This is a genomic window from Bacillus solitudinis (genome assembly GCF_002797395.1).
Classification (GTDB): domain Bacteria; phylum Bacillota; class Bacilli; order Bacillales; family Bacillaceae_D; genus Halalkalibacter_A; species Halalkalibacter_A solitudinis.
The window spans coordinates 64,422-85,843 of record NZ_KZ454943.1; the positions used below are offsets into that span (position 1 = coordinate 64,422).

At 33.8% G+C, this 21,422-nt stretch carries 25 protein-coding genes; 6 read left to right on the plus strand and 19 right to left on the minus strand.

The genetic code is table 11. The features are described 5' to 3' along the window. Positions 1–227 precede the first annotated feature (227 nt). The 5 genes from CEF19_RS00340 to CEF19_RS00360 form a co-directional block, all read right to left on the minus strand. Entirely contained in the window at positions 228–836 is a 609-nt protein-coding gene (locus CEF19_RS00340; protein ID WP_100404245.1) for a hypothetical protein, read from the minus strand. A gap of 99 nt (positions 837–935) precedes the next feature. Then, entirely contained in the window at positions 936–1,130 is a 195-nt protein-coding gene (locus CEF19_RS00345) for a hypothetical protein (protein WP_100404246.1), read from the minus strand. 168 nt (positions 1,131–1,298) lie between these two features. Next, positions 1,299–1,742, minus strand: a complete 444-nt coding sequence (locus tag CEF19_RS00350) for a hypothetical protein (RefSeq protein WP_100404247.1) — start codon at positions 1,740–1,742, stop codon at positions 1,299–1,301. 476 nt (positions 1,743–2,218) lie between these two features. Continuing rightward, positions 2,219–4,096 (minus strand): DnaB-like helicase C-terminal domain-containing protein, encoded by a 1,878-nt coding sequence (locus tag CEF19_RS00355; protein ID WP_100404248.1) that lies wholly within the window; start codon positions 4,094–4,096, stop codon positions 2,219–2,221. A 258-nt stretch (positions 4,097–4,354) separates the two neighbouring features. Then, positions 4,355–5,347 (minus strand): hypothetical protein, encoded by a 993-nt coding sequence (locus CEF19_RS00360; RefSeq protein WP_100404249.1) that lies wholly within the window; start codon positions 5,345–5,347, stop codon positions 4,355–4,357. A gap of 509 nt (positions 5,348–5,856) precedes the next feature. Between CEF19_RS00360 and CEF19_RS00365 the strand changes: the two genes are divergently transcribed. After that, positions 5,857–6,912, plus strand: coding sequence for a tyrosine-type recombinase/integrase (locus tag CEF19_RS00365; RefSeq protein WP_100404250.1), 1,056 nt, complete (start codon positions 5,857–5,859; stop codon positions 6,910–6,912). Here CEF19_RS00365 and CEF19_RS24155 read toward each other — a convergent pair. Further along, positions 6,890–7,114, minus strand: coding sequence for a phage integrase SAM-like domain-containing protein (locus tag CEF19_RS24155; RefSeq protein ID WP_198510348.1), 225 nt, complete (start codon positions 7,112–7,114; stop codon positions 6,890–6,892). The genes CEF19_RS00365 and CEF19_RS24155 overlap by 23 nt on opposite strands. Before the next feature lie 353 nt (positions 7,115–7,467). Here CEF19_RS24155 and CEF19_RS00370 point away from each other — a divergent pair, with 353 nt between their 5' ends. From CEF19_RS00370 to CEF19_RS23920, 3 genes are all read left to right on the plus strand, one after another. Next, positions 7,468–7,647: a hypothetical protein gene (locus CEF19_RS00370; protein ID WP_100404251.1), complete on the plus strand. Its 180-nt coding sequence runs from the start codon at positions 7,468–7,470 to the stop codon at positions 7,645–7,647. 408 nt (positions 7,648–8,055) lie between these two features. Next, positions 8,056–8,148 (plus strand): hypothetical protein, encoded by a 93-nt coding sequence (locus CEF19_RS23915; RefSeq protein WP_264755112.1) that lies wholly within the window; start codon positions 8,056–8,058, stop codon positions 8,146–8,148. 221 nt (positions 8,149–8,369) lie between these two features. Further along, a complete protein-coding gene (locus CEF19_RS23920; RefSeq protein WP_264755113.1) occupies positions 8,370–8,543 on the plus strand; it encodes a group II intron maturase-specific domain-containing protein in 174 nt (57 codons plus the stop codon). A 693-nt stretch (positions 8,544–9,236) separates the two neighbouring features. On the opposite strand, the gene CEF19_RS00380 is transcribed toward CEF19_RS23920, so the two are convergent. The 5 genes from CEF19_RS00380 to CEF19_RS00400 form a co-directional block, all read right to left on the minus strand. Beyond that, the gene (locus tag CEF19_RS00380; RefSeq protein WP_100404253.1) at positions 9,237–10,928 is read right to left on the minus strand and encodes an NUDIX hydrolase; all 1,692 of its coding nucleotides are present in this window, start codon (positions 10,926–10,928) and stop codon (positions 9,237–9,239) included. A 6-nt stretch (positions 10,929–10,934) separates the two neighbouring features. Further along, the gene (locus CEF19_RS00385; protein ID WP_100404254.1) at positions 10,935–11,465 is read right to left on the minus strand and encodes an ImmA/IrrE family metallo-endopeptidase; all 531 of its coding nucleotides are present in this window, start codon (positions 11,463–11,465) and stop codon (positions 10,935–10,937) included. A gap of 15 nt (positions 11,466–11,480) precedes the next feature. Next, positions 11,481–12,023 carry a Pycsar system effector family protein gene (locus CEF19_RS00390; RefSeq protein WP_100404255.1) on the minus strand — a complete coding sequence of 181 codons (543 nt, stop codon included), beginning with the start codon at positions 12,021–12,023 and terminating at the stop codon, positions 11,481–11,483. 716 nt (positions 12,024–12,739) lie between these two features. Further along, complete coding sequence (locus CEF19_RS00395; RefSeq protein WP_100404256.1) at positions 12,740–13,540, minus strand: hypothetical protein; 801 nt, start codon at positions 13,538–13,540, stop codon at positions 12,740–12,742. Between the two features lie 182 nt (positions 13,541–13,722). Then, on the minus strand, positions 13,723–14,877 hold the full coding sequence (locus CEF19_RS00400; RefSeq protein ID WP_100404257.1) for an RES family NAD+ phosphorylase: 1,155 nt from the start codon (positions 14,875–14,877) through the stop codon (positions 13,723–13,725). 328 nt (positions 14,878–15,205) lie between these two features. On the opposite strand from CEF19_RS00400, the gene CEF19_RS00405 reads away from it, so the two are divergent. Then, positions 15,206–15,565, plus strand: a complete 360-nt coding sequence (locus CEF19_RS00405; protein ID WP_100404258.1) for a YgjP-like metallopeptidase domain-containing protein — start codon at positions 15,206–15,208, stop codon at positions 15,563–15,565. Here the strand turns inward: CEF19_RS00405 and CEF19_RS24160 are convergent. From CEF19_RS24160 to CEF19_RS00420, 4 genes are all read right to left on the minus strand, one after another. Beyond that, on the minus strand, positions 15,540–15,761 hold the full coding sequence (locus CEF19_RS24160; protein ID WP_157801059.1) for a zinc-ribbon domain-containing protein: 222 nt from the start codon (positions 15,759–15,761) through the stop codon (positions 15,540–15,542). The genes CEF19_RS00405 and CEF19_RS24160 overlap by 26 nt on opposite strands. A 96-nt stretch (positions 15,762–15,857) precedes the next feature. Then, positions 15,858–16,694, minus strand: coding sequence for a hypothetical protein (locus CEF19_RS00410; RefSeq protein ID WP_100404259.1), 837 nt, complete (start codon positions 16,692–16,694; stop codon positions 15,858–15,860). An 18-nt stretch (positions 16,695–16,712) separates the two neighbouring features. After that, positions 16,713–17,354, minus strand: a complete 642-nt coding sequence (locus tag CEF19_RS00415; protein ID WP_100404260.1) for a recombinase family protein — start codon at positions 17,352–17,354, stop codon at positions 16,713–16,715. A 708-nt stretch (positions 17,355–18,062) separates the two neighbouring features. Next, entirely contained in the window at positions 18,063–18,503 is a 441-nt protein-coding gene (locus tag CEF19_RS00420; RefSeq protein ID WP_100404261.1) for an Lrp/AsnC family transcriptional regulator, read from the minus strand. A gap of 118 nt (positions 18,504–18,621) precedes the next feature. Here CEF19_RS00420 and CEF19_RS00425 point away from each other — a divergent pair, with 118 nt between their 5' ends. Continuing rightward, entirely contained in the window at positions 18,622–19,167 is a 546-nt protein-coding gene (locus CEF19_RS00425) for a cysteine hydrolase family protein (RefSeq protein ID WP_100404262.1), read from the plus strand. Between the two features lie 201 nt (positions 19,168–19,368). On the opposite strand, the gene CEF19_RS00430 is transcribed toward CEF19_RS00425, so the two are convergent. From CEF19_RS00430 to CEF19_RS00445, 4 genes are all read right to left on the minus strand, one after another. Further along, entirely contained in the window at positions 19,369–19,638 is a 270-nt protein-coding gene (locus tag CEF19_RS00430) for a tyrosine-type recombinase/integrase (RefSeq protein ID WP_100404263.1), read from the minus strand. Continuing rightward, positions 19,613–19,795, minus strand: a complete 183-nt coding sequence (locus tag CEF19_RS00435; protein ID WP_100404264.1) for a hypothetical protein — start codon at positions 19,793–19,795, stop codon at positions 19,613–19,615. The genes CEF19_RS00430 and CEF19_RS00435 overlap by 26 nt, the downstream gene beginning before the upstream one ends. A gap of 392 nt (positions 19,796–20,187) precedes the next feature. Beyond that, positions 20,188–20,772 carry a hypothetical protein gene (locus CEF19_RS00440; protein ID WP_100404265.1) on the minus strand — a complete coding sequence of 195 codons (585 nt, stop codon included), beginning with the start codon at positions 20,770–20,772 and terminating at the stop codon, positions 20,188–20,190. A 43-nt stretch (positions 20,773–20,815) separates the two neighbouring features. Then, positions 20,816–21,079: a hypothetical protein gene (locus CEF19_RS00445; protein WP_100404266.1), complete on the minus strand. Its 264-nt coding sequence runs from the start codon at positions 21,077–21,079 to the stop codon at positions 20,816–20,818. Positions 21,080–21,422: the final 343 nt, after the last annotated feature.

Below are 21,422 nucleotides of genomic sequence, written 5' to 3' on the forward strand. Positions count from 1 at the left end.
TTGAGCAAATTACTTTTCTTTTTATTGACACCTTCTAGTTTGAATTTTCGATGATCCAAGTAATCTGTTGAACGATGAACTTGATAAGATACCATTTGTTCACCCCTCCTTATTAGTCTTTAAAAAAATTTTCCAGAATTTCCGCTTAGTCGGAAAAGGTTCCCTTGCCGCCGTTTGTCCCATTATGTAATAAAGAACACATACATAGGGGGGTTGAAAAGAACAAATCATTTTTTCAAATACTCCAGTAAATGATTGTTCAACAATTCTGCAAGCATTCTATCTTCCACTGTAGTTCCATTCTGAGGTGACGATCTTCTCTTTACTTTTTCCCACAACTCTCTGTCCTTCAGCTCTTTATCAAAGCGTTTATACAACTTTTCCCGTAATTCTTTATCCAGTATTAGTTGTAATGGTATCTTTCTGTTATCATGCCTGAGCTGATTTTGGCGTTCACGTTCTGCTACCTCTTCATGTGCTAACTTTTGGTTAAGACTATAAATGATTCCACGGATATAATCAGCTGGTTCCAGTCCTAATTTATTTGCTTCTTTTAATATAGCTTTCCGCACATCCTTTTCAAGCCAGACCGTCCCTTGGTTAATATGCCGTCCTGTCTTTGACAGTGTCACTTCTTTAAGGGCATGTCGCTCATCTATCGCCTTTCGTATGGTTTCACCATAAAGGTCTGCTTTCCCGTATAAGTTCCAACGACTGATTAAGCTTCGTAACGCCAGCACATCTTGATAACTTAGAGAAAGTCCGATCTGGTTCTCTTCTGGAGGTCTTACAAATCCTTGAACTTTTTCAAGTACATTCAAATTATTGATTTTCACGTTTCCACCTTGCCCTTTTCATTTTTTTAAAATTATATTTTGTTTTCAATGCTGTGATTTTCTTCGATGGCTCACCTATAATTTTATAAATATACTCACTCATGGGCTTTTCACTACCAATAACTGTTTACTCGCTTTGTCACCTTTGACATCTAACTGCTCCAAACCCACTTTAAGAAAAAAGTTATCCCGATACTTCTGAGCTTTTGCCTTGTTTTCAGGTTTCTGCCGATTTTGTCGATAATACGCTTTCCGTCCTTTATCAATCAGTGCTTGAATCTCGGCATCTTTCACTTTATTCACCACATTTCTTGTCATTTATTGTTTATTTTATTTTGCATAATTTTTGTCTTTTTTATGCATACTATGTACTTTTGTATACACTATAAAAAACCCCTAGCAAAAAGTATTTAGGGGTTTGAAAGGCGGTCGATTATATGTGATTTAAAAACTTTCCCTTGTTCAAAAACGTGCCTGTCGTGCTTCATTTAATGCTCTTTCTACTTCTCTATAGTCACTCATTACCCAATTTGTTCTCATTAAAGTTGTTCCTAATTCAGGCTGTTCATCCCAAACTCCGTAAAAAACTTTACCTTTAGTTTCTGGCACAAGCTTGTATGCTTTTATTCCCTTAATGTTGTTTAATATCGTGCCATATCTTATAAGGTTCAATTTGTTATTTACAAAATTGTTTAGCACTCCAAAATCAGACGTTGCTTTCGGAATATCTCCTAGTAACAATCTAAAATCGATACTATTTTCTAATTGTCGCTCGGCAAAAGCTTCATATTTTCTTAAATCTTCAACTTTTGGCGTTTTACTGCTTATTTCAATCCACGTTTTTCTTTCGGGAAGATAAAAATCAGGTAAATAAATATGTTTAACTTCTACTTTTTTTGGTTTCATATATTCCCATACAAAGCCCACTGCGTCAAAAAACTGCCCAACGTGCTTCAAGTCTTGATCTGAATTTTAGTCCTTTGTATTCTGTTTCAATAGCTTTTATATTCAATTCACTTTCACCTTCGTTTATTTAATATTTAAAAATATATGCTGCCTTGCTCGCTCATATTAAGACGTTCATTTAAGTTCATAAAACTCAAAATAACTAGTTTCGAATCCCAGTTCTGCAATTTCAGCTTCTAAATAAATTTTGCATATGATGCAAATATCACTTAAATTTGTTTCAGTCGAATAAGCATAAGTTGCTTGATGATTAAAACAATATTCACATTTCATTTTCAGCACTCCTTTAATAAATTCCAAGTTTATATACAAATCAATTAATTAACTTCTGATTCCATCATTCATATTAATAAAAAGCTTTTACCTGTAATCTCTAAATCCTTGGGAAGATTTCCGTTATTGAAAGCAGGGTATCTTTATATCGTTTTCACCATATCACCCTTAAAAAGGTTATAAAAATTCGGCTCAAAAAAGTCATATTTAGCATGATAAAAAAAGCCACAACTAAAAGAAGGTGTCCCGTTTCGGTTTTTTAAACATACAAGTTCAATCTCTCTTGGTTCGGCGTTTTTAGCCGTCTTGATTTTTTCGCGTTTTTCTATTACACTTTTTTCCTTATAGAATACTGGATCATTAATGGCTTCTAACTGTAGCCCCCAAACAACATCGGCTGTATATTCAATTCCGCCTGATTCCTTAAAGCTTTCAAAATCGATTGGTGATAAATAGTTTCCACGGTTCAAACTTGATATAACAAAAACGGATAAGGAAAAATCACGACTCATTCGCTTTAATTCTGTAACATTTGCATCTATACGCTGTTTATCGCTCATTCTTTCATTAATGCTCGGCATAATCTGTAAGTAATCCACAACGACAATTGGATTTACTCTATTAGCTTTTCGATAAGCATCCACATATTCACGAATCGTTTTAACATCCGTATTAAAATTGCCTTCAATGATATTGACATTTTCAGCCGTTTTCCTGTATTTTTTTATCGCTTCTTTAACGATAATTGCTGTATCCCCACTTCGGATAAAAACCGATGGAACAGCATCATCTATATTTATTTTTGCTGTTGTTCTAGCAATGCTTTTGCTCACCATTTCAAGTCGGCTTTGTTCCAAGCTGAAATAAATAACGTGGCTCCCCTGTTCAGCTATTTGGTCACATAATTGGTGTGTAAAGGTTGTTTTCCCTACTGAAGAAATTCCACCTATAACGTAAAGACCTGGATATAATCCTTTCATTTTTAAATCAAGATTTTCAAATCCAGTTCGCTTATCTCTATGACTTAAAAACTCTTTAATATCTGAATGAAAAGCCTTGTCTAAATACTCGCTTACGACATCAGGTTGCCTCCTTGTCTCCAATTGGATATCTATACTTTCCTTTATATTTGAAACGCTATCAGGAGCATTCTGCGCGTTCTGAAGGCTATTCACATACCATCCATTGATATCTTTAAATTGTTTTGGTATTTCAATTGCCTTATAAGAAAATTTAGCTTTGCATTCTTGCCCTGCCTCATCATTATCAAAGGCAGTTAGGAAAACAGCATCTCTGGCAGACTTATCTATAATTTCTTTCAGTTTGTCGATTTGTTTAACACCTCCTAATGCCATTGCATTGTATCCCATTGCTTCCAGTGATAAAGCATCAAATATTCCTTCCGTTATGAATACGATTGATTTTTCTGGGTCGTTTAAATAATCGGTATTAAATATTTGTGCCGTTCCTGAAGCATTTTTATATTTTGGTAATTTATCGTCTAAAAAACGTGTCGTAAAATAAACCACTTTGTCCTTTTCCCATATCGGCAAAACCATACATTCTCGATCATCCATTTTTCCAATACTTAATTTGTATTTTTCAATCAGTTCATTAGGAATCCCACGTTTTAAAAAATGCTGTTTGCCTTTTTTAGTTGTATTTTGATACAAAGAACAAATCCATTCCGTATAATCCATAACTTTAACCTCCTTTTTAATGGGGGTTTGTGAAGGAGGTTTGTCATTCTCAACTTCTAATAATTTTTGATATTCATGAAAAGCTTCATTTTGTGTTAAGCCTTCAACTTCCACTAAGTAATCAAATGCCGTACCTCCTTTACAACAACCGCTGAAACTATGATAAGTATTTGTTTCAGCAAAAATAGTGAAATGTTCAAAATGTCCACATACTGGACATGGATCAACACGATAAGTGTTATTTCCGACTTTTTTAAGCTGATGCTTTTTTGCAATTAAAGAAATCAAATTCACTTGTTTTTTTTGTTCTGATTTTTTCACTTTCTCCACCTTCCTTTCAGAATAAATGATAACCAAAAGAAAACCAGCGTTATTCAAGACGCTGGTTTTCGTATACAGTACTTATAATACTTATAAGTACTTATCATCTTTTTTATGAAATTATTAAACCGTTGGGAGAGTAAGGACGAAGACGCTTTTCTTATTCGTTCAGTGTACCCATTTTTACCCCTTAGTGTTACTACTTTTACACCCTAGTGTACCCACTTTTACCCCTTAGTGTTACCAGTTTTATACCCTCTATTGGATAACCTGAATGCTAATTTTCTCATTATGTGACCCCGTATTTTCTTTGTATCCTTTAATTACTTTCTTATCAATAAAATCATCAAGAATCGCTTTAGCTGCTTTTCTAATTTTATTTCTTTTTTTTCGTAAGGACGATTCAGATCCTTCTTTTACACCTAATTTTTCATATATCGTATCATATCGAATAATTCTGCTCATTCCTTTCGATTTAATCCTATACAATAAATATTCTTGTAATACACGAATTTCTTTTGTTTTGTTTACTGGTGTTTTAATTGTTTGTATAAGTGTATTTGCGATTTGATTTTTTTTATGAGCATATTGATATAAAATAGGTTCTTCCATAACATAAATCCATTCTTTTTTTTCGCCTTTATGTTGGACATCCACTCTTTTGGTATAAATAAGGTTGCCTGTGTAAATTGTTTTGTCAACACCATAGTCTGCTGTCGTATCTATACTTATTCGTGCTGATGATAATATTTCAATGCTATTTTCTATATCTTCTTTTTGTTTTGGTGTCATTCTAGCCCTAGAATCTCCCTCCTTTGCTCTATGGATCATCAATGGAGTAATATATTCGTTCTTTCCATCAACATACAAGGAAATAATAGCATTATGAACAACTCTGTCATGCCAATCTAGATTTCGACTAATTGTAACCCCAGGTAGTTTAGTAAAATCGAAATCAACTTTAGCAAAAAGATTTTTGTTTTTACCTGAATTTTCTACTCGATAGTTTTTTCCTCTAGACAATTTCCCATCAAATAAAGCATTACTTATTTTATCTATCGGCATAAGATATCGTTTCGGAAAAGTTGTTTCCGATATGACTAATAGATTGTTTATATTGTTTTTAACAACAAGTTCTAGTACTCCATTTAATACCCGCTCTTCCATCTCATCTTGGCTTAGTCCAGTAAGAGCTTGCCATAGCATCTTTTGTTTTTCTTCAAATGTTAACTGCTCAATGAATTTATTCATTTTACCCTCCAGTTTCTTTTTATCACTAGTTTAGTCAATTTTGGAGCAATACAAAAAGAAATTAAAAAGAAAAAAGCAATCTTTTCTTATTGCCGTCCGATTGTGTATATAATTGAAAAAGAACCCGTTGCGGTGACTACGAGTTCTCTTTCATCTAATTGGATAGTATTTCAAATTGCCATAAGTGACTATTTATTCTAGAATAGAGACTGTAGAGGTTGAGGGAAAACGGTCTAAAAAATAATTAAGAGACTACCGAGACCCGTTGATATTACTGAAATAATTAAGCTGGCTGTGACACTGGTGTTCGCCACGGTCTTCAAAACCGCTTGGGAGGCGCGTGCCGTCTCCGGTAGGTTCGATTCCTACACAGTCCCGCCAAATTAAGGTTTTTAAGACCTAATCAAAATTAGGTTTTACATATAGACCGTGTGGGTAAAACAAAGAAAACCGTTCGACCTCCTTTGCTATGTAGGGATTTTCCCCTCATATCGAAGGAGGTTTTTATTTTGGCAAACCAAAGTAAACGTAAGGGAAGGAAAACCATTTCACAAAGAACGTTTTTTGATGAAATTCCTTTAACTGAAGAGAAAAAGAATCAACAGTTAGAGGCATTATTTGAGATATTTATGAAGTCAAAAGAACTTGAAGGTTTAAGAGACCGTACACTAAAGGATCACAGTACCCACTTTCGGTATTTTGTTTCATTTTTAAATAATGCTTATCCAGAGGTTACACTAGGTATAAATATTACGACTGAGATGGTAAGAGATTATATTTATTACATGACAAAAGAGAAGATGCTTTGGGATGATCATACCAGCTTAGCTTATAAGCATATAGAGAAGAAGGGTCTCTCGCCTGTCACAGTTAATGTACGGCTAAGAACCTTAAAATGCTTTTTCAAGTTTTTATTTGATGAAAATTATATTCGGATGAATCCGACGGCACGAATAAAGCTATTAAAAACGAAAGAAGATACCATTCCATCGTTCTCAGTAACACAAGTCCAAGACCTATTAAAGCAGCCTGTTCAAAGGACTTATGCAGGCTTTAGAGATTATGTGTTAATGGTTTCATTTATTGATACAGGAATCCGATGCAAAGAAATTTTGGGCATAGAGAAAAAGCACTTTGATGAAATCCAAAAGACAATAACAATTCCTGCCCATTTAGCGAAAAATGGTAAAGAGAGGATCGTACCTCTTTCACAAAAAACAGCAAAGTTAATCAAAATACTAATCAATGAAAGTAAGGCATTTGAAGAACCAGCTGATAACATTTTTCTGAGCAATTACGGAGAAAAATTAGATGCAAGTGGAATTAGAGAAAGAATCAAAGAATATGGAGATAAAGCTGACATAAGAGTTATTAGAGTTTCCCCACACACTTTTCGACATACATTTGCGAAATATTATGTTCTAAATGGTGGTGACCCTTTTACACTCCAGCGGATACTTGGGCATTCTAGCATGAACATGGTGAGAAAATATATTCAGATGAACGGGGAAGATATTAAAGCTCAACATCATCAATATAGTCCTATACAGCATTTGATGGACTAAGACCTTTTTTATCCTTTGTTATGTGTTGATGATCATCATAAAGTACTTTTTCTTCCAACATATATTCAATGTACTTTTGGCATGTTTTTTTATCAATCTGTTCTAGGTAGGTAAACGCCTTGTTTCTCAGTTTAAGAAATCCTTTAAAATAATTAAGGTGTGTGATATGGTCCTTTATGGTCCGTACTTTTTCTCCACCAATTTTTTTTGAAAGATAAACTCTTCAAATGCATCTTCTAACTTGATACTATTACGGTATTCTACCAACATATACAACTCCTTAAATAAGAAAAAGCACCCAAACGAGACCTAAGTAATTAGGCTTCGTGAGGGTGCTTCCCTTTTTGATTATTAAATTTATGAATCTATCTATAATTTAATCTTAAAATAGATTTTATGTAACGGCAACAACAGGTACACAAAAAAAATAAAAAATTTTTTATTTAAACCTAAAGAAGAATGTTTATATAATTACCTTCAAAAAAGGTCCTATAGAAAATTGTTACAGAAGCAACTGGGAGATGCTATAAACTATCTTCTAAGGAGGTTGTAACTTTGAAAAAAACTATAAATAGTAGTGAAACTGGTGCGATAATCCAACTTGTCCGAACAATATCTCTTTCCATTACTCGAGGACTTAAAGAAAAAATCCCGCTCCTTTGCATTTCTTCAACAGCTGATACATATGGATGGTCCTCTAGTTGGCACTTTAATTCGACAAAAAAGGTTTACTAACTTTGATTTGTGATTTTTATTGACTTTAGGTTCAATAAAAAGTGCCCACAATTTACAAGCCCTTGATCTATAAATTTTTACCTCCTAAATTGTACCGGTGGCCGGGGTCGATATAGGTTAAAAGATATAGTGTTTATAAGGTTTTGTGGGAGCGATGTGTAAAATTTGTGTAAAAATGATTTGGATGTGTAAAATTACTAAGCAGGTGAAAAGCGATTCACCTACATTTTTAGTGTGCCAGGTATGCGCACATTCTCTAGGGTTCAAGTCCCGATTGTGAAGACAGTAGTAACAGCTAGCTTAAGACAAGGTCTGGGGTGACCCAGAATCTGAAAGAATGGACTTGTAAGTCCAAACACAGAAGGGACCCCACAGAGTGGGCCGCTCAGTCCCCTCTTATCTAATATTGTGTTGGACGAACTGGATAAAGAACTGGAAAGACGCGGTTTGAAGTTTGTTCGATATGCGGACGATTGTAATATCTACGTCCGATCGCTATGAGCGGGAATCCGTGTGAGGGAAAGTATCACGTCATATATCAAACAAAAACTGAAACTAAAGGTCAATCGAGAAAAAAGTTCTGTAGATCGTCCCTAGAGACGCAAGTTCTTAGGGTTTTCCTTTACAAATGGAAAGAGCCAAAAGTAAGAGTTTCGAAGGACAGTCTGAAAAGACTTAAACAAAGGGTGCGTGACTTAACGAGTCGAAGGCACTCGATAGAGATGTCAGAGAGGCTAGATAGGTTAAATCGAATTCTAGTAGGCTGCCAACTAACTGATACACCAAGCATACTTACAGCTATTGATGCATGGACCAAAAGAAGGTTGAGGATGATTAGATGGAAGGAATGGAAAACCATTTCCGCTAGGAAAAGAAATCGATCAAACAAGGAGTAAGAGAAGCGAAAGCTTGGCAATGGGCAAACAGCCGAAAAGGCTACTGGAGAATCGATCATAGCCCTATAATGGACTTTGCCCTTAACAGCAGATACTGGAAAGAGCAAGGTCTCATAAGCTTAAGCGAGAAATATCAGACAAGACGTTGGACTTAAATGAAACCGCCGTATACGGAACCGTACGTACGATGGCGTAAGAGGTCGGGGGGTTAGTCACCCCCTCCTACTCGATTGAAACTATTTATCAGTTTTATGTTCATAGTGTTACTGTCCAGCTTACTTAAATAAGAAAATAATTGTAAAGACAGTGGCATTATGTTCCACACTCAAAATGTGTTGAGCACTGATCATTGTAGATAATAAATTCAAATTTAAAGAATGTAGCTCTGTTCACCTATTATAAGTTTTAATATTCTAACCCCATATGAACCCAAAATGGCTTTGTCCCCAGGAATCCAACTTCCACCTTTTTTAGGCTATACCCTTGATTTGATAGGCTCTAGTTTTTGTCATGTAAGATCTAAACAGATGAAGGTGTGGTGGTAGGATGATTAAGTTTACCGCCAACAAGTAATGAATGGTAAGTCTTTAGAAAGAAATCTGAACTTAATTAAAACTAATCGTAGGATTTAATTGTCAATAATAAAGCACACCAATATTGATAAGTATATTGATGTGCTTTATTATTGACAATTTACTTTTTATTACCTTTAAAGTCTTTTAGACTCCAATACATCGCTTCACCGATGTCCTCATCATTTACTAAGCCCATTCTTTCAAGCTCAGATACAATTTCTCGAAAAACACCCATTGATATTATTGGCTTGTTAACAGCTTTCAGGTAGCCTAAAAGCAATTGATAAGTTTTACCACCTAAAACGAATTGGTCTCCTGGTTTAAATCTAGACCTTAAAAAATCAAGAATATCGTAAGGTGTAACTTTCAGCTTGTCCTCTTTAAAAGTCAAAGTTTTATATATGTTAAATGCAATTTGAGCTGACCTATGAAAATTCTTTACTGCTGTTTCAGCTGCAAGCTGTAAAACTTCATGTTCCTCTATCCAATCTATGGCATCATGATTATTGGCAACAATTTTCTCAGGGTTATCTATAATTGCTAAGAATAACATACCAGGAACCACTCTATCTTCTTTTTCAATTTTTATTTCGTATGTAGTAATAGGTATCGGTTCAGGATTTTCAAATGACAACTCTGCATTAAAATCATTTAGGTAATTTTTTCTTATGCAATCTTTTATCGTTTGATTAATTTCTAACTGGCCACATCCAAATTCCCAGAGTCCTTTAAGTCGGGTCTTACTCATTTTTCTTTTTGCAATTAACATTCTTCCTTTTATATCAAAACATATTGCAGCACAATGAATCTCTGCTAACCTTTCCTTTGGCACGTCGTATTTGGGTATTAACTCAGAATGCTCCCGTGGTGTTTTATCAATTGTAGAGATGATTTCTTCTAGTTCTTCAGTCTTTCCTAAATCATCAAAAATCTTCCCGACAATATCCATTGGATAAACACTTTTTCCTAAGATATTTTTCACAAAATCAGATTCTAGATGTTCATCGTAGTCAAAGTTATTTTTACCCCAGCTTTCTCCGTACCAAATAATTGGATACCTTCTCTCTCCCCATATTCCTTTTAACTGTTCAAGGGATACTATCTTATAACAATCGTTTACAACGTATTTTGTTTCACGTTGATAATTTTCTATTTCACCTTTTCTTCTATTTAAGATATATGCTAATTCTGCACTTATAAGGATTTTTGATTTTTCAGTATGGTGCCCAAGTCGAAATCCGAGATCTATATCAGGACCCAAGAAATCGATATTTTGTTCCTTTAGCCAAACAGGTCCAGGTCCAGCTCCAGTAAAAAACACGATATTCTTAGGTGTTTCTTGCTTTTTTGAAATAACCTCAATATCTTGAGAATCTAAGTAGTTAACATTTGCAATCCAAAGAGTAGCCTTAATAAAAAGTACTTTTTTTGCAATTTCAACTTCCTCATATAATATAGCAGTAACTTCATCAACTATTTTCGAAGTAATTGGAGCGCAATCATACAATTGCTCAATATCTGTTACCTTTAAATAAAGTAAGACTTCGTCACCAATATACTTCCACAAGGTAATACCTTTATAATACTTATTAAATTTTGCTTCAATCATCTGATAAAAAAGAGTAAAGACTTTTTGCCACTCTGAACTATGACGTGACTTAAAGCTTGTGGAATTCACAAGATCAAATGAAAGAAATAGATAAACTCCACTATACATTTCACTATTGTCTATTTCTTGATGGAAGTCTTGAATATCAGAGAACGCAAGACGTTGTTGTAATTTATCAACCAGTTTGGTTCCTGTACCCATAGCTCATCACCCCCAACTAATAAGACCAAGCGTTTTGCCTCTTACTAAAGCCGCTTCTTGAGAAACATCAAAGTATTTCGATATTTTTTCTAAATCATAACGTCCGTTTTCTAAATTTTCTCTTGAAATCTTAATGAATTCCTGTTCTGGCATTAAGAAAGCTCCAGCAAATTCATTTGCTTCCTTCTCTTCAATACTGTGACCTAGCCTGTAAAAAACTGAGTCTCTATAATCCCCTACTTCATTCCATAACTTTGGATTCATTAGATATCCCATGTGTAAAAATAAATGACCTATCTCATGTGCAATAGAAAACCTTTTTCGGAAATTAGGCTTATCAGGTGAGATTTGTATTTCAAAACTATCGTCAACTTTCCGTATCATTGCTTCTAGTTCATTATTCTCAAATTCCTTAATGATTAATTCACCGCCCAAAATTTCAGGAACATCCTCTACAGCTACAGGAAACGTAAGCTCCAAAGTATCAAAAAGTGAATCCGCTAGAGCATTAATTGCTTTTCTTTTCTTCATATTCATGTCTAATCACCACCTTTAAATTATAACAAAACTGAGTTTAATTATAGTAATTAGAAATATAAAAAGGTTTATACGGGTACAAAAAGTAAAGTATTTATACTTTCTCCATGCAATTGCTGAAACCGATAATATTTGCAACCCTAGATCCTTGTTATAACTATTAGCTTCATCAAAATTCATTTTATACTTTTCCTTAATTGCTAGTAATAAACTTTGTTCATTCAAGTTATGAATATCTCCATAATATAGATAGTTTTTGGTAGCTTCATAATTAACATACTGCTTATTTTTTGTCTTGTTAGTTTGTCTTAATGCAGGTAAGAACGAACAAAGTATGATAACTATGTTTATAAGTAAGAGGAATGAACAAAAGTACAAAAAATTCACTATGTCATCTGGTAACTTGTTTGCTGAAGAAATAACGCCAATAATTCCAAATAAAAGAACACCATTGAACGTTAATAAAGCAGCGTTTTTTGCTTCTGCAAATTTGAGCCATTCGCTAACATCCTTGTAAAGGTCCTTTAGTATTTCATTTATTCTCGTCTCTTCTCCCAATCCTATCACCTATCACTTTAAATATATATATCAAACATACTATTGTTTTTCCAAAAGTCAATATCTTATTCCAATAGCAGGTGTTCCCATGAAAACAATAAGTGCCCGTCTTAGACATTCAAAAATCGGTACATCAATGAATTTGTATGTCCACGCTCAAGATAGCGCAGATGATCAGTTGCAAATTATTTTGATATAATTAAAACAAAAAAGAACAAGCCTAAGCCTGTTCTAAACGTTTAATTATGAATTAGTTTGATTAATTTTGTCAGCAATTCATCTGCAATACTCCAAAACTATACTTCCTGTAATACCAAAAAGCCCTACCAAGGCCTTTTTTCGTTCTATTATAATGACCCGTAGTGGGACCGAACCAGTGACCTCCACCCTGTCAAGGTGGATAGATTGATAGGATTATAACAGTTTGAGTCGGAAAACGTTGATTTAATAGGCTCTAGTTTTTGTTATGTAGGATCTAATCAGATGAAATTGGTGGCAGTAAGTTTAAGTTTGCCACCAATTCGCCACCAGCTAAAACCATTGATATATAAGGGTTTTACATTCTTCATTTTTATACTATTATATTTATCATTCTTTAATTTACATTGTTACTATTATCAGCAACTTATTTTGTCGTTTTAAAGAATGAAAAACTAAACTCGTTAAAAAGTATAATTACTTTTATTGTATTCAAAAAAATAAAAAATTAAAGCAAATCATTTTTCCTCTTTTTCATACTCTTGAACAGTTTTAATTACTTTTTTTATATCTGAATCATTTTCAACCGTAATATGGTAGTGGTTTTCTACCTTTTTTGTAGGTTTCTGAACAAGTGGAATGATAAGCCCAACTTTCTCCAATATGCCAAAAACAAATGAGATAACCTTTTCTATTTCTGTGATTTCAAGCGTACTAACCATTAATATAATAATCAAACTAATGGTTACTCGGTAACATCTTGCCTTTAACTCAATATTAGAAATAGTGTTTGAATCATTCTTTTTTACGTCAATTTCATAGACTTCTTGCTCATCAGCTATTTCGGTAACTTCATCGTAAAATTGTTTAATTTGTTGCGTGTTGCAAGAAAATATCGAATTTTTAAGCAATGTTTCTATTATACTTAAGTTTTTTAGAGGTTCTTTATGTTGCATACTTTGTACTGCTTTTCTCACATCTTTAAATGGATCTTGCGCTTGCATGCTTTGCACTGCTTTTCTCACATCTTTAAAAACATCTTGCTGTTGCATGCTTTGCATAGCTTTTCTTACTTCGCTAAGCGGATCTTGCTGTTGCACCATCTGCATCGCTTTTCTTACTTCACTAAGCGGATCTTGCTGTTGCACCATCTGCATCGCTTTTCTTACTTCACTAAGCGGATCTTGCTGTTGCACCATCTGCATCGCTTTTCTCACATCTTTAAATGGATCCTGGTGTTGCACCGTCTGCATTGCTATTCTTACTGCACTTAGTGGATCTTTATGGTCCTGTAACAACTCATTTTGTTTACTAGTCATTTAATTCCCCACTATTTCTATTTATTTTAATTCCGGCATTATATTGAAGCAAATAAATCTTCAATTCTAAATAAAATAGGACAAGAAATTACTCTTATCCTATAAAAAATTTCAATTTAGTTGATCTTGAAGTACCTATTTTAGTAATTTATTTTGGCCTTTCTTCATAAGAAGACTACCATCTATCTGTCTTCCAACATCCTATCTATTTCCTCAAACATTTTATCCCATTCTTCATTACTGATACGGTCTGTTTCATATTCATATTTAATGTTTTTAATTCTTGCATTAAATGTATCAGTAATTTCAACTTTCTTATCAGTGAAGAGAACTATGTTCTTACCGGAATGAACAGAACTTTTAAAAGCTAATCCGTCATAACCCAGAGATTTAATATACATTGAGATATATTGTGTTGGCAAGTAATCTCTATAATTATCACTTTGATTTGCAAGTTTAGATATTGTTCCGTTAATTACTTCTATAAGATTAATAATATTGTAGTATGTTAGCCGACCGTTATTAATAAAGTTTTCTTTTGTATTCTTTGCTATAAAAGAATACAGATTAAACCCTAGTGTAAAATCTATAACTTCAATATCCTCTGTAGTGTTTATTTCCGCAACAGTTAGTTTATCATTATAAGTAGGTCTTATTTCTGCTAATGCAGTTTCAAGCTCTTCTGTTGTGTACAGCACGCTTATGTACCTAGGATTTAACCTTCCTTCCCTTGCAATTTCGTTGGGCGGCATTGACATGTTCTCCTTAAGTATATCCTCGCCAATTCGGACACGATATAATCTATGATTTTCTTTTAGTTTAATCTTTAAAGTGGGAATAAGCTGCTCTAACATTTCAAATAACTCACTTTTATCCATAACGTTCTGAGGAAAAAATGAATTTTCTTTAGTTAGTACTTCCTTAAACTTCCCCCATTCTTTAATTTCATTAGATAAGTTACGTCTTGTACGCGTGTCCCATATAAAAGCTTTTTTCCTAAATTGCTTATCCTTCGTCTCAAACAAATGTGGATGCTTAGAATTAAGTCCTTGGAATATTACTTCTACTAATTCCTTTCTATTAGGATGATTCTCGATTATCTGCCTATCGATTATTTGTTCAACTGTATGTTCTCCACTAGACCAATCTTCTTCACCTTTTGAAACATACATTGCATTTAATATCTCAAAAAAATACTCTTCTAAATCACAAACTTCTATTAGTTGTACATTATGAGAAGTACAGAAATAACAGTTCCCAATATCTACACTCGAATGCTCGTACAGTATGCTAAAAGCTGATTTAAAAGAACAACAGTTAATACACAACTTTTCCATTATAACTTTCCCCTTTTTCTAATGTAGACTGGTACCACCTTTAAATATTTGTCTCTATCCAGTCCCGTTGACACTTCTCATCGATTGACAATCTTTATTAACCCTCAAAAAGTTACCCATAGCCTATATCGATGGGAAATTCCCTCTTCTGTGCTATGTATTCTTCTACTAAAAGCATGCCGCACCCCTACTTATACCTTATACTCTATATTATCAAGCTTACCTTTATCTAAGAGGCTTTTAACCATTATTAATAATAGATAGTACTTCATTGACCAGCTAACCTCTATCCTTTATATTTGTATTACTACATAGTCGAGGTGGTATCATGCCTAGCTTTCAATATGGCAACACAACATTAGAATATTCACTTGAAGTAACATCAACAAAAAAGGACGTTTCCATTTTAGTTGAATGGCTAGACGGAATACGAGTAATCGTTCCAGAAGGGATTAAAGACGAACAATTGAATGCTATCCTCTATAGAAAAGCACCCTGGATATTAAACAAATGGAACGAATTTAAAGAGATCGTTTCTCTTCCTTCACCGAAAGAATATGTAAGTGGAGAGAAGTTCCCTTATCTGGGGCGTAACTACCGTTTCAAAACACATAAACGTGAAGGTATAACGAAGTCCTCTCTTCTTTTTAGACAAGGTAAATTCATTGCAGAAGTACAACTTCTTTAACGCTTTCTATATCAGGGTTATATCCACTTTCGACTGTTCCAAATAATTCTTTAAAGTAATACAATAATAACAGCTCATGAAAAGACGTATTCCATCTTCTTTTACAGGCGAAACAACCAGTATTCTGGATGGCTCTATTCTTGGCATATACCTTCCACTCATGCCCACACTTATGACACTTCCAGTTAATTTCAATATCAGACCCTAAGTGGGGTCATGTTTATTTTTTGAAAAATCCCAGTCTTTTAGTAAATCCGGACGCTCGTTTGCTATACTATTCATAAAGTGGCTCCTATTGCGACAATAGAACTTCTATAAGCTTAAGTCTTCTCCGCTGAACCGCATTTTGGGTAAAATAAGTTTTGAATTTAAGAAAGTTCAAGCGAATAAATGCTGGAATCCTAACATAATATTTGTATTCTTTTAGTAAAGAGTTAATAAAACCTATCGTATCAGTAATATTAGAACATGCTAATTCAACCGACTTTGCATCTGAGTAATTCATATATTTTTTTTGAGGAAGATGTATAACAAGAATACCTTTATAAAAGATTGCTTTCTTCCCACTCAGCTCATCCACATACATTTGGTTGCACTTTAATAGGGTTTGCAACTCCATTTTTAAATCATGATGTATCATATAATTTTCATACTGTTCGGGGTTAAACGTAAAATGTGTTACCTTTGACTTTATAAAGGGAATGTTCAATAACTTTGCCCACATTACACGATGATTTCCGTTCGTAACGAAGTATTTCCCTTCTTCCTGATAGAAATTTAACTTTACTGCATCGTTATGATCAGCAAAATTGTCAGATGCAAAAATCGCACTAATTTGATCAATCCTCAACTGACTTAAGTTGTTATTTTCTTCAAATCTACTCATTCTGCTATTTTCCAAATCCCCTACCTCATATGTAGCATGCTCCCACCACGTGCAATTACTGACACCCCTCATACCTAAAGCAACAATATCATTTACGGGGACTAGCAAGCTTTCTGTTTGTTCCACATCGTAGTAATTACTATACTTATCAACTTCAAGTACCTCTTCTTTAAGAAATTGAATATAGCTAGATGAAATCCCGAAGTTCCTTAATTTTTCTTCTAAACAATCATTAATATTCATTTTTCACCTCCTTAGCATTCAGTTAGTAGAATGATCGTGTCGAATTTCATACTCTTTCACAACCTTATAAAACGTATCTTTTTTTAATCCCAGTTCATTCATAAAGGAGACTGCTGTTATCTCTTTTGCCTTCCATTTCGAAAATTGTTTATCTAAAATTTCATGTTGAAACTTTGATAATTTATCAAGGCTGATTCTAGGGCGCCCAAGGTGTTTTCCTTCACGCTTTGCATTTTCAATCCCTTCACGCTGCCTTCGCTTGATACGCTTTCTTTCCTGGTCTGCACCAAAAGCTAATAGAGATAGAAATTGATCCTCCAACATTTTGCCAAAATCACCCATCTCACGATACTTTCGACTATCAAATAAGGTTTCATTCTCAAGAATTACGATATCCGCTTTTAATTTCCTAGTGATAAGCTTCCAGTTCTCAATAATGCCATCATAATCTCTCCCAAGACGGTCTAAGGCTTCAAAATAAACGATGTCACCTTCACGAATAATTTGCAGCATTGATTGGAATTGAGGGCGTTCAAATGTCACCCCAGTGATTTTGTCGACAAAGATAAATCGTTCCTCGATTCCTATCTCCTTCATCTTCCATGTTTGACGGCCTTCATTCTGGGTCTCATCACTCACTCGCACGTAACCAATTTTCATGTCGTATTCCCCCAACCACCTAAAGTCAAATGGAATTATTTTCATCTACTATTATACTTTATATCTATAAAGGTGTATACACTTAATAGATATCTATAAATTTTAATATAAACCTTTATAGATGTACCTTTTCGTCTTTTTTTAAAGGTCGATAAAGTATACCTTTATCGACAATCGAAATATCCGCAGGTTTTTTTCTTTTTATTATTTAGATGGTTATAATTTTATAAAATTAAAAAAGGACTTATTGTATCATCTGCATTGTAAAACCTATTTAAAGTTACGATATTTCACAGAGCAAGACAAAAAAGTGTCTCGAACAACAAAGTTTTATTTATTCATAATCTTTATACTTTTTAACACAGATATCTTTTAATTTTTTCCAGATAACCCCTTTGTTCTGACCACTTCACATAGAAAACCGCTATCCCTTATTACAGAATAGCGCCTGATTGTTGAAGAGTATTAATAATAGACACACTGATTAACCCAGGTTGCTAGAACTTCTTGAATTTTAACTGGGTATATTGAAAAAAAAACCAATTTTCCTTTTCTAACTAGGAAGTTCTGTAAAAAATGAAGTTAATTGTTGTACAGTATCGTTGTAATGCGCAACAAACGACTTTGTTTTGTTAGAGTTTTTATAACTTAAGCGCTTAGCTCAAGTACAATTCATAACAATCAGTATTTTCATTAAGATTCATATTGTTATGTAGCAGTCAGCGGATGACATTGTTTTATCTCTTGTATAGATAGGTTTAAACTATAATTTCCATGTTCGAGAAGTTTATTAAGAAAAAGATTTAGTTCTTCTTTGGATTTAATTTTTATTTTTAAAAGGTAACAACCTTCCCCAGATATTCGGTGAGCTTCCACTACCTCATTCCGCTCATTAATAAAACCAATAAACGAATCATGATTTGCTGTTTTCATATGCATAATGACAAACGCCGTATAAGGAAGTCCTAATTTCATTTCATTAATAATTAAGGAATAGGCTTTAATTACACCATTTTCCTCAAGTTTCTTAATACGATTCCCTACTGCTTGCCCAGTCATATGAATCTGTTCTCCTAAGTCCTTCCATTGAACACGTGAATTTTCGGATAGTAACCGAAGAATCTGAAAATCGATATTATCAAGTTCCATAAAAAAATCCTTTCACTATGAAATTAATTGATATAGAAGTGTTTCATCAAAGTGTCGATTAAAATCAAGATATTATTTATCATTATATTATATTAAATATTTTAATGAGGTGAAAAAAATGAGCACTGCTTTAATTATTATTGATATTCAAAACGACTATTTTCCAAACGGAAAAATGGAATTGAGCAATCCAGTAAAAGCAGCTAATAATGCAGGTAAAATTCTTGAATGGTTTAGACAGAATAACAAAGATAATATTTTTCATGTTCAGCATATTTCGAATGATGAAGGGATAGGCTTCTTTCTTCCAAATACTGAGGGAGTAAAAATAAATAAGGCTGTTTTACCAATAGAAGGAGAAAATATTATCACAAAACATACACCTAACAGCTTCTTCAATACTGATTTAGAAAGCAAATTAAAAGAAAACGGAGTGACCAAACTAGTGATTGTAGGTATGATGACGCATATGTGTGTAGATGCCACAGTCAGAGCAGCTTTGGAGCTAGGTTTTGAATCTACACTTATAGAAGATGCTTGTACGACAACAGACTTAGCTTACCAAGGTAAGGAAGTGCCAGCAGAACAGGTTCATTATGCATTTATTAGCGCACTTAATGGAATATATGCCAATGTAATTTCGACCGAGGATTTCATTCAATAAGAAGCTAACAAAAACTAAAAAAGCAACAAATTAATACGAAAGGGAGTTTGTTATGATAACAACCTTCCTTTTTTGCTGATGTTAAGCCAATAAATAAATAAATTCTCTATTCAACTAAACTCTTTAACTTAAGTACATCTTTCATAAACTCGAATAAATTGAAGTTATTTGCTGCACAGTATGGGTCAAATCGACAGCAACTTACTGAATCAAATACTTTTTATGCTGCTCTCGCTTTCGCTCATGAGTAATCTTTGCATACCTTAGTGTCGTATCCGGTGAACTATGACCTAAGAGCTCTTGAATAGCAACTAATTCTGCACCATTATTTAATGTTAAAGTAGCAAAAGTGTGTCTTAAAACATGTGGACTTACTTTTTCTTGTAAACCTGCTTTTTGAGCGATTATACCTATTTCTCTTTGTATCCCTCGTTTAGATAATCTTCTATAAGGTTTTCTCTCTGTAATCATCAAGGTCAGGATGTACCTCACCTAACTCAACTCTTTGAAAATAATACTCTGATAGAACAGTAGATAATTTATTCTTTGTACTTTCCACTTCAATATTAGGATACAAATCTTTTAAAGCAGTTACTAAATCTGATAATACTTGCTCAACTAGATTCATAATAATCAACTCTCCTTAGTTCTTATTAGTAACTAAGGATTACCTATACAAACAGCAAAAATACCAACTGAGTGAGTATGGACCGCTTTTTTGATCTTTTGAATAAGAAAGAGACGATTACTTTTGGGGTAATCGTCTCATAATGGTTGTGTATAGCTAGTATATTTGTACTACGCAGTAATAGGTTCTAAAAATTTTTAGGTTTCTTGTAAGCACTTCTTTAAGTGTACTCCTTCACATTTACGTGGATGTATGATGTATCATAACCATTTTTGCACTGACTTTAATTTCAACTTGGACACTAAATAAATCCACACTAGTCCTCCTAATGGGTTTCTTTGAACAGTTCCATTAAAAACCCCTAACTTTTTAACACACATCGGCCATTGTAATTATCTATTTAACAGATCTTCCATAGTAGCTATGTACCTTTCATAATCATCCCAACCTAATATATCCAGTATCTCTATACTCATGTTCTTACCAGAGGCATTCTGCAGTGCAAATTTACTATCTAACTGTGCTAATGCTTCAAAGCAACTTTTAGTTACATTTTTATAGCTCCCTTCTTCATAATGCATAGATTGATTTCTTCCTGCAAAAATAATCGTAGCAACAGATATGTCTTCTATCTTTGGCTCTTGAGGGAAGTTAATAGTTTGACCGAATACAATAGAGAGTCCTTGTTTAGCTAATTGCAATATAGAACCTGCGAGTATTCTCCGAGTAACATCATAGATTTCCGCTTCTTTTTTGTACTTTTCAGATAGTTCCTTAGCGTTGTTCATCTCTTTAGTTATTCGTTCACGTTCGCTATCAATCACCCCATCACTACCCAGGCTTTTTTTGTAATGATTATATATATTTCCCCACTGACCTTCGTGAAGTGCATAGTCTCCCCACTGTCCTTTTGCAACTTCATAAGCAGAAAACAACTCAATTGTGGCGTTTTCCGTACTTTCTAAGTAGTAATGCATTAATACATAACCTCCATCTTAAATCTGTACTCAATTTTTATGATTAGTGCTGATTTTTGGCAGACTTCAAATAATTATCGACAATTTCTTGTATAGCATGGTCAATATTCTGTGACAATTGTTCCGCTGGTAGGCATGAGGAAAGTTCCCTCAATATTCTTCCGATATCATGAAGTCTTGTGCCATCCGAAGAAAAAACCCCTTCTCCCATATGAGCTTGGATTTCCAATCCATTTGCAAGCTTAACATTCCAATCATAATCTAAAAGCCGCTTTGGAAAAGGTTCAATAGCACATAGCGTTAGCACAAATTTTAAATTTCCTTCCCCGTATGTTTTCCCTTTAAAAAAAATGTGTCTTCCAGCTCATCAAAGGCTGGATTTCTGAATAATGCCATGGTTATTCCTCCTCTTGTTTTTTAGTTTCAACGAAACGACCATTTCCTTATTCTGCCACAAGGAGTCTTCAATCGGGAGAAAAGCCCTTCCAGTAAAATTAAAAAAGTAACCAATTAAAGGATTAGTTTAAATACATGTCATTCCCGTATCTGCTCGTAAATAATAGTCTACCTTTTTCATTTAAACTGCCACTTAGTATAATAACTTCACAAAAAAGGCATTAATCCTTCTTGGATTAACGCCCTTGTTTACC